Here is a 13,471-nt window from a genome sequence, read left to right on the forward strand (position 1 = left end):
TTAAAACCCGTTATTCGCCATCACTTGCTTGAACCACAGCGCACTTTGTTTGGGTGTCCGTTCCTGCGTGTCGTAATTGATGTGTATAATCCCAAAACGTTTGCTGTATCCCCAGGCCCATTCGAAGTTATCGAGGAATGACCATACAAAATAGCCCTTAAGCTGACCTCCCTCCCCAATAAAGCGATGGCATGCCTTTAAATGTTCCTCAATGTAATGCTGACGCCCAATGTCTTCAATCTTTCCATTCACCAGTTCGTCCTTCATCGCTGCTCCGTTTTCTGTAATCAGGATGGGTAATCCTCTGGTAAAATCCTTCTCAATCCGTGTCAGCAGCTTATAAAAGGATTCAGGGTGAATCTCCCATCCCATATCCGTTACCGGTTCTTCTATGGAAATCTGCTCGACCTGAAGCAACGAAGCGTCTGTAGTCGCTCGAATGATACTGCGGGCGTAGTAGTTGATGCCCAAAAAATCCCCTGGCTGCTGAATCAGCTCCATATCACCAGGCTGTACAAAATCCAATCCGTTCAAGTGCTCCCCGTACCATTCCACCATATCCTCAGGGTATTTCCCGTTAAACAATGGCTCGGCAAACCAACGATTAATAAAGCCATCCCGCCGGACAGCAGCGGCTACATCCTCGGAGTGTTCAGAGGCTGCATCGACATGCTCCATGTTCAGCGTAATACCGATATTGCCCGTCAGGCCCTTTTCCTTGTGTAAGTTCATGGCTATCCCGTGACACATCAGAATATGATGAGCGGCAGCAAGAGCTTCCCTCCAGTTCTCATGGCCGGGGGCATGCTCGCCTGTGCCATAGCCCAAAATAGAGGCGCAGTAGGGCTCATTTATCGTATTCCACCAGCTTATACGCTGTCCAAATCGATCCATGATTACAGAGGCATACGTTTTAAAATGTTGGATAGTCTCTCGCTGCGTCCAGCCACCCTCGTCCTCAATCCATTGCGGCAGATCCCAATGATACAGCGTCAGCATTGGAATTAGCCCAGCCGACTCAATCTCATCCAGCAGACGCTCATAGAAGAGTAGCCCCTGTTCGTTAACCACGCCAGGTGCGGGAATAATGCGCGGCCAGGCCACGGAAAAACGGTAGTGTAAAAAGCCAAGTTGCTTCATTAATTGCACGTCTTCCTTAAAGCGGTGAAAATGGTCACAAGCCACATCTCCGCAGTCCCCTCCGATCACCTTCCCGGGTACTTGACAGAAAGTATCCCAAATAGAAGGCGTTCTTCCTTCCTCATCCACGCCACCTTCAATTTGATAAGAAGAGGTCGAAGTTCCCCACATAAACGTGGTGGGGAATGTATAGGTATTCTCATTCATACTTGGTATCATCCTTTCAGGAATCAAGACTTCACAGCTCCGGCTATCTTAGAATAAATGCACTTACCTTTACGAAAGCGGTTTAGTTAATTACAGCTACTATTATGTATCGGATAGCCTGTATTTGTAAATAGAGATTTGTAAATTATCAAATAAAATACAAATCACCGTTATTACTCCTTAAAATATTAGGAACCATCCTTTATTAGCACGGTTGACTCACTTCTATGAGGTAGCATAGAATACGAGTAATCATTAATTTTGAAAAACAAAGTCAATTTAACTAAATCAGTTTAGTTGCGGAGGATTCCATGAATATAAAAACAATAGCTAGTATGGCAGGCGTTTCAGTAGCAACGGTTTCGAAAATCATTAACAATTACACAGACATCAGTGAGGAAACCCGGCAGCGGGTACTTAAAATCATGGAGGAAACAGGCTATAGACCCTCCTCCTCGGCTAAAACGCTTGCTACCAAAAAATCTAATCTGGTAGGCGTTATATTCGCTGGTAAGCTGAATGTTGATTTTAGTCATCCTTTTTTTGTAGATATCATTAATGTCTTCAAAAAACAGATTGGCTTGCTTGGTTACGACCTATTGTTTTTTTCAAATGAGAAATTTCTGGATAATGGAGAGGACTATTTGGCTCGCTCGAAATATTTTTCAGTGGACGGGTGCATTATTATTGCTGGAGATGAAGTGGAGAAGAGTGTTTTTGATCTCGATGCCAGCCCTATCCCCTGTATCGGTGTCGATATTGAACTAACCGGAGCCAGTTCTTGCTACATTATGTCCGACAATCAGAAGATTTCAATGAAGGTTGTTGAGCACTTTTACATGAATGGATACCGCGACATGGGGTTTATAGGCATTGAACGCCCCTCCTTGGTTATTAAAGAGAGAGAGGAGGCCTTTATTGCTTCACTAAAACGGTTTAGTCTTGATGTTAGACCTGAATGGGTCGTGTATGGTAAGGACTACGCGGCAGAAGATGGATACCAGGTCGCGAAAGCGTGGATACAGCAAGGAAATTTACCAAAAGCTATTTTTGCGGCGACCGACCTGCTTGCCTTTGGTGCCATACGTGCTTTCAAGGAAAGCGGCTTGAGGGTACCCGAGGATATTGCTGTAGTGGGATGTGATGATATAGAAGCCTGTCGTTATACCGAACCTCCACTGACGACTGTAAAACAAGACAAGCAAAAAATAGGCCGTCTAGCTGCTATGGTGCTGTTTGACCTGATGAATAAACAAATGGATACCAAATGTATTAAAGTCGAGCCGGAACTGGTCATTCGTAGTTCCTGCGGAGCCGGCCAACATTGGAACCATACGAAGGTCAAAGGTTAGCTCATGCCTTAAAAAAGATGACTCCTGATAAATTCAGAAGTCATCTTTTTGCAGTTTAATATTCAGAGACCCAGCGCTTAATCATTTACTTGTAGGCCATCATCGCATTCACAGCCTTTTTCCAGCCTTCATACAAGCCTGCACGTCTTGATTCATCCATATTCGGGGCAAAAGAGGTTTCCACCCTCACCCGCTTACGAAGTTCATCCGTACTCTTCCAATATCCAATAGCCAAACCTGCCAGACATGCAGCCCCCAGTGCCGTCGTCTCATGGATCACTGGCCGCTCCACCGTTGCATCTAAAATATCGCTCTGGAATTGCATCAGAAAATTGTTCAATACAGCTCCTCCATCCACCCGCAGCGTCTTCACCGCAATACCTGAATCGATCTCCATGGCTGTAAGCACATCTTTGGTCTGATAAGCGAGTGACTCCAATGTGGCGCGGATAAAATGCTCCTTCGTGGTCCCTCGTGTTAGGCCGAACATCGCTCCGCGCACCTCGCTATCCCAGTAGGGGCTCCCCAGTCCGACAAAAGCGGGGACAAGATACACTCCTTCCGTAGACGAAACACGAGCGGCATAAGGCTCACTGTCCTTCGCTTCACGGAACATACGCAGCCCGTCTCGCAGCCACTGGATCGCCGACCCCGCTACAAACACACTCCCCTCGAGTGCGTATTGCACTTTGCCTTCCTCCAGTCCCCAAGCGATGGTCGTAATCAGGCCGTGTTTAGATTCAACAGGCTGATCCCCCGTATTCATTAGCATAAAGCAGCCTGTGCCGTAAGTATTTTTGATCATCCCTTTTTCGTAACATGCCTGACCGAACAAGGCTGCTTGCTGGTCACCTGCTGCACCGGCGATCGGTACATTCTGACCGAAGAAATGATAATCCACGGTGTGCGCATATACCTCAGAAGAAGGTCTTACCTCAGGCAGCATGATTTTCGGAACACCCAGAATGTCCAGCAGCTCTTCGTCCCACTTTAGCTCATAAATGTTGTACATGAGCGTCCTGGCTGCATTCGAGTAGTCCGTCACATGTGCCTTTCCGCCGGATAGTTTCCAGATCAGCCACGAGTCAATCGTACCGAATAACAGGTCACCTCGTTCCGCCTTTTCCCGCGCGCCCTCTACATGGTCCAGTATCCACTTTACTTTAGTGCCTGAAAAATACGGGTCGATCAGCAGCCCTGTTTTGCTGTGAAACAGTTCCTCGTGCCCTTGTCGCTTCAATTCTTCACAGATGTCCGAGGTTTGGCGTGATTGCCATACGAGTACATTATATACGGGCACTCCTGTATTTTTGTCCCACACAGCCACCGATTCTCGCTGATTGGTAATGCCGATGGCAGCCACTTGATTTGCTTTTACACCGGATTCGGAAAGACAGGAGGCAATGACTCCGAGAATAGAGCTCCAGATTTCATTCGCATTCTGCTCTACCCAGCCGGGATGAGGAAAATATTGCGGAAATTCTCGCTGAGCCGAGTACACTACATCTCCCTCGCTATTGAACAAAATCGCTCTTGAGCTTGTCGTTCCCTGATCTAGTGACAAAATATATTTTCCCATTGTTCATCTCTCCCCGTGTAAATCCATCGTTTTTACGCTGTAAGTTTGTGATCCGTTTTATGATTTTTATAAGTACGACTCATACGGAAGGTAATCAAGAGTACAATCACGATGATCCCTAGTAAAATCCAGAAAGCCGGAGTCACACTCCCCTTAAAAACAGCCTGATAAAACAGCCCTGCGAAAGATCCACCCAACAGAGGCCCTACAATGGGCACCCAGGCATATTTCCAGTTGGATGCTCCCTTACCGGGAATCGGTAGTAAATAATGCATCAGACGCGGCCCAAAATCCCTCGCTGGATTGATGGCATAGCCCGTTGTGCCTCCAAGGGATAAACCGATACTGACAACTAAAAAACCAACAATCAGCGGTTTCAGGCCGTCTGTAAATGAATTGGCGCCAAACGACAGTAAAGCAAGAACAAAGATGAAAGTACCTATCATTTCACTAAGCACGTTGGCAAACGGATGATCAATAGCTGGTCCTGTCGCGAATACACTGAGTTTGGCTGCTGTGTCCTCCGTCTCTTTCCAGTGGGGCCAATAATGCAAAACGACGATGATCGCACCCGCCATGGCCCCAAGAAGCTGAGCCACAATATAGCCGGATACATCTTGCCATGGAAAACTACCCTGAAATGCCAACGCGAGTGTAACTGCCGGATTCAAATGCGCTCCGCTGATTTGACCCACTGCATACACCGCAATAGCTACCGCAAGCCCCCAACCCATTCCGACCACAATCCAGCCGGAAGCGTGGGCAAATGACTTTTTCAGGGACACCCCTGCGCACACTCCGCCACCTAGGGCAATAAGAATCATTGTCCCTATGAATTCGGCTGCGTATGGCGACATACAACCTACCTCCTCAATAGATCACCCGATTTTGATCGCTTTCATCGCACAAAAAAAAGAAAAGCCATCACAAATCAACCCTGTGCTGTACCATGGGATGTCTGCGTGGCTCTCTTGTCTCCGTCACGATTATTAACTTAAATTTGATACTATATAAGCATGTAAGCGATGTCAACTGCGGATTTACGTCATTTCATAGCTTAAAATAATCGTTGACCATGTTAGATCCCCCGATTTATGATGTAAAAAAATGGGCACAAGTAAGGATTTCAGGATGAATACGACACTCCCAAACTCGATGAAGAAGGGAAGAATGTTATGCTGAAATTTCTGCAAAAAATCGGCAAGTCGTTAATGCTTCCAGTAGCTACTCTACCCGCCGCAGGGATTTTGCAAGGATTAGCTCTGATTAATTATGAAACGGATATACCGTTTGGTCCCGTAGTTGGCGGATTTCTGAATCATTATGTCACTCCTTTTCTGAACGAGGGGGCGGGGGCTATCTTCGGTAACCTTGCGCTCATTTTCTCCATTGGTGTTGCCATTGGTCTGGCAGGCGACGCAGTAGCCGCATTATCGGCAGTCATTGCCTATATGGTGTTGACCCGTATTTTGGCGGCAGTGCCGGGTATATTTGCATATATTCCAGACGACGTCAAGCTGGACATGGGCGTATTGGGTGGTATTTTTATCGGTGGATGGTCTGCTTTTCTGTTTAAAAAATATCATAATATTCAGCTCCCGGATTGGCTTGGCTTCTTCTCAGGCAAACGTTTTGTCCCCATGATTACCGCCTTCACGACCATGATTCTGGCCATTCTGCTCGGAATGATCTGGAGTCCGGTACAAGATGGGATTGCAGCCTTCGGCAACTGGATTGTCGGGTTTGGCGGAATCGGATCAATGGTATTCATGATTGCCAATCGGCTGCTGATCCCGCTCGGTTTGCATCATGTACTAAACTCAATCGCGTGGTTTCAGATTGGTAACTATACGAATGCAGCTGGCGAAGTTGTTCATGGTGACCTGACCCGTTTCTTTGCAGGCGATAAATCAGCTGGTCTATTCATGTCCGGTTTCTTCCCTATTATGATGTTTGCTCTCCCGGCAGCCGCTCTCGCATTCATCCATACGGCTAAACCGGAAAAACGTAAAGCCGTCGCTTCCATTTTCATCGGTTCTGCGCTGGCATCGTTCCTGACCGGAATTACCGAGCCCCTCGAATTTTCGTTTATGTTCATTGCACCATTGCTTTACGGCGTTCATGCTCTGCTGACAGGCCTGAGCGGCCTGGTCGTATACCTATTGGATGTCAAACTGGGCTTTTCCTTTTCAGCAGGACTCATTGACTATTTGGTCAATATGAAACTCTCCACTCACCCATTGCGAATGATCCCGGTCGGGCTTGTCTTCGCCCTCATCTATTACTTTCTGTTCCGATTTATCATTCTCAAATTCAACCTAAAAACTCCTGGGCGTGAAGATGATGGAGAAGACAGTCTCCTGTCTGAGGCTAACGAATCTGTACCCAATAAAAAAGCAAACGCTACATCCGACACTCCGTCCAGTCAGGCAGGCAGGGTACTAACCTATCTCGGCGGTTCGGACAATATCCTAAGCATTGATGCCTGCATCACACGGCTGCGTCTTGTCGTCAAAGACGACAAAGCAGTTAACGATCAAGCTCTCAGGCAGCTCGGAGCGTCGGGAATCATCAGGCTTGGTAACGGTACCCTGCAGGTTATTTTCGGGACTCGGTCCGAAATTCTGAAAGATGAAATACTGCGGTTGATGTCATGAGCTGAATCCCTAACTTAAGTACGTGCGTTCTTCATATAACAGACGCACGTGCTTTTTTTTATGGATAAACGTTTCAAATTTTTTGTTTTTGGTTAAGGCAATGCACATAAATGGGTAACAGCTTCATATGATGGAGCTAAACCATTTACAACTTGTTTAGCAGGCAGATTATCTCAGACAGCAAGGAGGGAAATGATGTGAAGACAGTACAATGGTTGGTATTATGTCTTGCTTTTCTCACTATGTTCAGTGCTTGTAGTGGACCCTCGTTCTCTGAAAGTCAATCATCTGAAACTAATTTGTCAAATGGAAAAAAGATAACGCTTACATTATGGTATTGGAACCGTTCCATTGATGATGAACTACTCGCCCAAGCGGAAAAACACTTTCCCAACATTGAATTAAAAACTCAAAAAATAGGTGGTGACTTCAAAGCTAAACTGAAGACAACGCTCGCAGCTCGTTCTGGTGAACCAGACATCGTAGCTCTGAACGACTGGATGGTGGAGCTATTTCCAAGTGCGGATCGTTTTTATGATTTAAGGGAGCTCGGAGCAGACCGCCTAAAAGATCAATATTTGGAATGGAAATGGAATCAGGGGATCACTCCTGATGGTAAAATGATTGCATTTCCCATGGATACTGGGCCTACTGCCCTCTTCTATCGAAGCGATCTATTTAAGCAAGCAGGCTTGCCTAGTGATCCTGAAAAGGTTAGTGCCTCGATCCGCATATGGGATGATTACATGGCAGCCGGAGAACAACTTCAGCAGAAATTCGGAAGCCGTTCGTTTTTGGCTGATAATATTGTAAACGTTTACAATCAAGTGCTCGCTCAGCATACAAACCTCTACTTCAAGCCGGATGGCAGCTATATTGGCAATCAATCTCCTGACATCCGTCTGGGCTGGAAAACCGCTGTCGATTTCCACAAGAAGCATCTGCTCGCCAATGCGGATGGCTGGACTCCCGAATGGAACGCTTCGGTCAATAACGGCAAAATTGCCTCTTTTGTAGGGGCTGTTTGGATGAAGCAAGTTCTCACAGAGGCCGCGCCGGATACAGCTGGCAAATGGAGAGTCGCCCGTGCTCCTGGAGGAGACGGCAACCTGGGTGGTTCGTTCATTTCTATCCTCAAATCCAGCAAACATCCCAAAGAAGCCTTTGAAGTCCTGACCTGGCTGCAAAACCCGGAACACCAGTTGGAAGCCTACCACAAAATCGGTCTGTTCCCGTCCACTCCCGGCGTCTATAACGATCCTATCATGGGGACACCCGAGCCTTTCTTTGGGGGTCAGGCCACCGGACTCATCTTCGCCGCCTCCGCACGTCATGTGAAAAGCAGCTATTTCGGCGAGCGCTACCCTGTCATCCACGGCATTGTGACCCGTCGCCTTGCTAATGTTGCCAAGCAGGATGCTAATCCTGATGCATTATGGACGGAAACCATGGAACGAATCGAACGGGAATTACAGCGATAAAAAAACAAAATTCAAAAAAGGCGTGTGGACAATATGCTGAGAGAAATCTGGAAGCACCGTGCCGTTTATGCTGCGATCTCGCCGTTTTATCTGCTGTTTGGCATCTTTGGACTGTTTCCGATTGGTTTTTCATTATACCTGGCGTTTCACAAATGGGACGGAATCGGAGACATGACCTACAACGGCTGGGGCAACTTTCGCTACCTTGTAACAGATCATGAATTTTGGCAGGCTGTAGGCAACACCTTTGTGATCTGGGTGTATGCAACAATTCCAATGCTATTCTTCGCACTGATTATTGCCTTTCTGCTTTATGCCCCATTTGTGAAAATGCGCACCTTATGGCGAGTTGGATTCTTCCTGCCCAATGTGACGTCTATTGTGGCCGTCGCCATCATATTTGGTGCCTTATTTGCCAACAATTTCGGATTTCTCAACTACCTTCTGCAACTCTTGGGACTGCCCATGGTTCAATGGCTGAATGTGCCATGGGGTATCCAAATTGCCATTTCTTCTATGGTCGTATGGAGATGGATGGGCTATAACGCAATCATCTATCTGGCCGGACTTCAGAGTATTCCGCATGTGCTGTATGAGGCCGCCAAAATAGACGGAGCAACCGGAGCACAAGCTTTTTTCCGCATCACTATCCCCATGCTGCGCCCAGTCATTCTGTTTACGGTCATTACGTCCACCATCGGCGGTATGCAACTCTTCACCGAGCCACAGGTCCTGGTCGGTAATGACGGCGGTTCCGGGGCAAGTGGCATGACCATCGTTTTATACCTGTACCGCGAGTCGTTCATTAACAACTATTTTGGATATGGTGCAGCCGTCGGATGGGGAATGTTCCTCATCATTGCTCTATTCTCCATCATAAACTGGAAACTCGTTCAAGGTAAAAAATAACGATGGGAAGGAGCTTCACAACATGATGCAGACACGTGCAAAATCCTTTGTTTTATATGCCGGATTGTTGGTGGGAATCATCCTGTCGATGTTTCCATTTTACTGGCTGATCGTTATGGCAACCCGTACAACTTCAGACATCTATCGTTTTCCACCGCAATTGTGGTTTGGCGGCCACTTCTTGGATAACATAACGAGAGTATTGCAGCAGATTAATTTTGCCGGAGCCTTTTTTAATACCCTTTTTGTAGCTGGTTCTGTTACCTTATTGGTTCTGTTTTTCGATTCACTGGCAGGTTTTGCATTCGCCAAGTTTGATTTTCCGGGCAAAAAAGTGCTATTTATCGTTCTGCTAGCTACAATGATGGTCCCTTCACAACTTTCGCTTGTCCCCTCCTTTGTCATGATGGCCACCTTTGGATGGGTAGGTACGTTCAAAGCGCTTATTATCCCGGGGATGGTAAATGCCTTCGGCATTTTCTGGATTCGTCAATATGCGGAAGAATCCATTCCAAAGGAGCTGCTGGATGCGGGGCGGATGGACGGATGCAGCTTTTTTCGGCTGTACTTAAATGTAGCACTGCCTATTCTACGTCCTGCGTTCGCTTTTCTCGGCGCGTTTACCTTTATAGGAGCCTGGAATGATTATTTATGGCCGCTAATCGTCTTAACGGATGAGCGTAAATTCACGCTCCAGATTGCACTGTCACAATTAAACGGGATATACAATACGGATTATGCGATGGTCATTGCGGGCACCCTGCTTGCTGTACTGCCACTTATAATTTTATTTCTTTTCATTAGCCGCCAGTTTATTTCCGATCTTGCCGCCGGAGCGGTCAAAGATTAGATTTATTTGAATTCCCTTATTCATTTCATGTATAATAGTTAATCGTCATTTCAAATAGCTTACATGGTAAAGTTAGGTATTCAACAGGCAATCAGGTTAAGCGATTTACGATTTGAACATGAACTATGAACTGAGGGGAACTTTCCAGATGAACAAATTCACATATTATAACCCCACCAAATTAATTTTTGGAGACAATCAAATTGAAGAACTGCAGCAGGAGCTGCTGAATTACGGCAAAAATATTTTACTGATATACGGAGGCGGAAGTGTCAAGCGAAATGGTCTGTATGACCAGGTATTAAACGCGTTAGAGCCGCTACATCTTAACATTCATGAATTGTCCGGCGTAGAGCCGAATCCGCGCTTGTCTACCGTTAAGAAGGGCATCGACATTTGCCGAAATGGAAACATCGACTTCTTACTTGCAGTAGGCGGCGGAAGCGTTATTGATTGCACCAAAGCCATCGCAGCAGGGGCTAAATATGACGGCGATGTGTGGGATATTATCAACAAAAAGCACATGCCGACCGAGGCTCTACCATTCGGCACCATCCTCACACTCGCCGCCACCGGTTCAGAAATGAATCCGGATTCTGTCATCACCAACTGGGAAACGAACGAAAAATACGTATGGGGCAGCGCGGTGACGCATCCGAAGTTTTCGATTCTGGACCCAAAAAACACCTTCTCTGTGCCACGTGATCAGACGGTATATGGCATGGTGGATATGATGAGCCATGTGTTTGAACAGTATTTTCACAATGTTAAAAATACACCGTTGCAAGATCGTATGTGCTTTTCCGTGCTGCAAACCGTGATTGAAACTGCACCTAAACTGCTGGAGGATTTGCACAACTACAAGCATCGTGAAACGATTTTATATGCCGGAACGATTGCTCTTAACGGAACACTGCAAATGGGCTACTTCGGGGACTGGGCTTCGCATACGATTGAACATGCATTATCAGCTGTATATGACATTCCTCATGCTGGCGGTCTAGCGATCCTATTCCCCAACTGGATGAGACATACGGTGGATCAGGATGCTGCACGCATGAAACGGCTGATGCTCAGTATGTTTGACTTAGACACCGTAGGTAAAACAGATAGAGAAATCGCCTTGGAAGGTATTGACCGTCTTACTGCATTCTGGACAAGTCTCGGTGCCCCTTCCACCCTGGCCGATTACAATATTAATGATGAGCAATTGGAAAAAATCGCAAACATTGCAGCCCGTGAAATGGAATACGGAGGCTTCGGTAACTATAAAAAGCTTAATCAAGGAGATATTTTAGCTATTTTGCGCGCATCGTTATAACATTTAAAAAGGGAGTGTCCTCAAGCCTATGGTGGCTGAAGACACTCCCTTTTGGAATTTATGAATTAACCGTTTGTCCCTTTTCTTCTACTTGGATAGCAGCCCCTACATGGGTACCTGCAAGAATACCCTTTTTCTTATTAGGATACAAAGAATCCATATAGGTTCGGGTTTCTGCAACTACGATTCCCGATAAGCCAAGCAGTGCAATCAGGTTCGGGAAAGCCATCATTGCGTTAAAGATATCTGCCAGCAGCCAAATGGCTTCCAACTTGATGAACGCACCTCCTGCCACAAGTGCGATGAACAAATAACGGTATGGTTTAATCCATTTGACACCCAGTAAATATTCAACACAACGTTCCCCGTAGTAATTCCAGCCCAGTATCGTTGTAAATGCAAATAAAATAAGGCTAATCGTCACGAGTTCTGCACCAGCCGGAAAGGCACTGGAAAACGCATGCTGGGTCATCAGACCTCCATCGTCATTTCCACTCCATATTCCCGTAACCAGCAACGTAAATCCCGTCAGATTACAAATAATCATCGTATCGATAAATACGCCTGTCATGGATATCAACCCTTGTTCTGCAGGCCATTTCGTCTTAGCAGCAGCTGCTGCAATTGGCGCACTTCCCAAACCGGCTTCATTAGCAAAAATACCTCTGGCAACTCCACTTCGCATCGCCAACATAATCGTCGCTCCGGCAAATCCACCCGTTGCAGATGTGGTCGAGAAGGCCCCTTGTAATACTAAAGCAATCGCATGAGGAAGCTCTCCTGCAAACTTAATGAGTACAATTAAGCAAACTACGATATAGAGCCCCGACATGAATGGAACAATCTTTGTGGATACCTTGGCAATACTTTTGAGTCCTCCAATCGTAACAACAGCAGTTAACACGGAAATAATGATCGCTGTAACTACCGTTGGCACTCCAAAGCTACTTTCCGTCGAAGAAACGATAGCCTTTACTTGCGGAAAAGTACCGATTCCAAATAGGGCTACAAGAACACCAGAAAAGGCAAACAACATCGCCAGCGGCTTGAAACGGCGGCCAAGTCCGTTTTCAATATAATACATCGGACCACCCGAAAATTGTCCGTTCCGGTCTTTAACACGGTATTTAACGGATAATAATCCTTCCGCATATTTGGTTGCCATCCCGAAAAAAGCTGCAACCAGCATCCAGAATAATGAACCGGGCCCACCCAGCTTGATCGCTGTCGCCACGCCAACAATACTTCCTGTACCTACAGTAGCTGCCAGTGCCGTACTCAATGCACCGAAGCTGCTTACATCTCCGCTACCTTCGTCCGGCGCTTTACCAATTAGCTTGAGCGCCAAAGGCAATCGAATAACCTGAAGCAGCTTCAAGCGGATCGTTAGCCACAACCCCGTGCCCATCACGAGAATAAGAAGCGGCGCTCCCCATATCCAGCTGTCAATCGTTTCTAACACATGTACCAAATTCATTTCAACCCGCTCCTCCAGCATATTAGAAAACAAAAAAGAGTCAAATCCGCTGATTCGACTCCTGGAGAGGTTAAAGGCACGAAAAAATACAACCATCTTGTGCAGGTTTTGCCTCTAATAGCTCATAAAAAAGCCTAGGGCATTCCCTGTCACAGGTTATTCGCGTCTCTGTCCTTTTGCCTGAGAGTTTAAGCAGATGTTCTCTGCGGTGCACCTTCGGCGCCCAATTAAGGGTCTCTCCAGAGTTCTGTCCGTTTACGGTCCCCGCTTGTGGCTGTAAACAGCCTAAGCACCTGAGAGTTTTGCCCCTTCGGTCGGAACTTTCGTTCCATCTCCCGCAAACATCAACCAGACATATGAAATTTTTATTCATTATACAGAAAACTTTCAGCTTATTACAAGTGAAAAGTTTGTGAAGCCCTCTGAAATATTATTATTGAGTCTATCAAAAAAGCGGGTACAGCAGATCGCATCCTTAGGATGTCCTCTGCTATACCC

The 13,471-nt window shown here is 46.4% G+C and carries 10 protein-coding genes and 2 riboswitches; of the genes, 6 read left to right on the forward strand and 4 right to left on the reverse strand.

Going from position 1 to position 13,471, the window contains the following annotated elements; translation table 11 throughout:
- Entirely contained in the window at nucleotides 1–1,347 is a 1,347-nt protein-coding gene (locus tag ACYCS5_RS05445) for a GH1 family beta-glucosidase (protein WP_165148781.1), read from the reverse strand.
- A 311-nt stretch (nucleotides 1,348–1,658) separates the two neighbouring features.
- On the opposite strand from ACYCS5_RS05445, the gene ACYCS5_RS05450 reads away from it, so the two are divergent.
- The gene (locus ACYCS5_RS05450; protein ID WP_029518397.1) at nucleotides 1,659–2,699 is read left to right on the forward strand and encodes a LacI family DNA-binding transcriptional regulator; all 1,041 of its coding nucleotides are present in this window, start codon (nucleotides 1,659–1,661) and stop codon (nucleotides 2,697–2,699) included.
- Nucleotides 2,700–2,784: 85 nt separating this feature from the next.
- Here the strand turns inward: ACYCS5_RS05450 and glpK are convergent, their stop codons facing one another.
- Entirely contained in the window at nucleotides 2,785–4,278 is a 1,494-nt protein-coding gene (gene glpK / locus ACYCS5_RS05455) for a glycerol kinase GlpK (RefSeq protein ID WP_342425159.1), read from the reverse strand.
- Between the two features lie 32 nt (nucleotides 4,279–4,310).
- Nucleotides 4,311–5,135 (reverse strand): MIP/aquaporin family protein, encoded by an 825-nt coding sequence (locus ACYCS5_RS05460; protein WP_069011256.1) that lies wholly within the window; start codon nucleotides 5,133–5,135, stop codon nucleotides 4,311–4,313.
- 318 nt (nucleotides 5,136–5,453) lie between these two features.
- Between ACYCS5_RS05460 and ACYCS5_RS05465 the strand changes: the two genes are divergently transcribed.
- The 5 genes from ACYCS5_RS05465 (at nucleotide 5,454) to ACYCS5_RS05485 (ending at nucleotide 11,496) form a co-directional block, all read left to right on the forward strand.
- Nucleotides 5,454–6,935 carry a PTS transporter subunit EIIC gene (locus ACYCS5_RS05465; RefSeq protein WP_029518394.1) on the forward strand — a complete coding sequence of 494 codons (1,482 nt, stop codon included), beginning with the start codon at nucleotides 5,454–5,456 and terminating at the stop codon, nucleotides 6,933–6,935.
- A 197-nt stretch (nucleotides 6,936–7,132) separates the two neighbouring features.
- The gene (locus ACYCS5_RS05470) at nucleotides 7,133–8,416 is read left to right on the forward strand and encodes an ABC transporter substrate-binding protein (protein ID WP_459760924.1); all 1,284 of its coding nucleotides are present in this window, start codon (nucleotides 7,133–7,135) and stop codon (nucleotides 8,414–8,416) included.
- A 33-nt stretch (nucleotides 8,417–8,449) separates the two neighbouring features.
- On the forward strand, nucleotides 8,450–9,325 hold the full coding sequence (locus ACYCS5_RS05475) for a carbohydrate ABC transporter permease (protein ID WP_029518392.1): 876 nt from the start codon (nucleotides 8,450–8,452) through the stop codon (nucleotides 9,323–9,325).
- A 22-nt stretch (nucleotides 9,326–9,347) separates the two neighbouring features.
- On the forward strand, nucleotides 9,348–10,175 hold the full coding sequence (locus tag ACYCS5_RS05480) for a carbohydrate ABC transporter permease (protein ID WP_029518391.1): 828 nt from the start codon (nucleotides 9,348–9,350) through the stop codon (nucleotides 10,173–10,175).
- Between the two features lie 148 nt (nucleotides 10,176–10,323).
- Entirely contained in the window at nucleotides 10,324–11,496 is a 1,173-nt protein-coding gene (locus tag ACYCS5_RS05485; RefSeq protein WP_459760925.1) for an iron-containing alcohol dehydrogenase, read from the forward strand.
- A 58-nt stretch (nucleotides 11,497–11,554) separates the two neighbouring features.
- On the opposite strand, the gene ACYCS5_RS05490 is transcribed toward ACYCS5_RS05485, so the two are convergent.
- Nucleotides 11,555–12,973, reverse strand: coding sequence for an alanine/glycine:cation symporter family protein (locus tag ACYCS5_RS05490; RefSeq protein ID WP_459760926.1), 1,419 nt, complete (start codon nucleotides 12,971–12,973; stop codon nucleotides 11,555–11,557).
- A 158-nt stretch (nucleotides 12,974–13,131) separates the two neighbouring features.
- A riboswitch (glycine riboswitch) is annotated at nucleotides 13,132–13,226 on the reverse strand.
- A gap of 18 nt (nucleotides 13,227–13,244) precedes the next feature.
- Nucleotides 13,245–13,321: riboswitch (glycine riboswitch) on the reverse strand.
- Between the last annotated feature and the right edge of the window lie 150 nt (nucleotides 13,322–13,471).

The sequence above is a fragment of the Paenibacillus sp. SEL3 genome, from assembly GCF_054602585.1.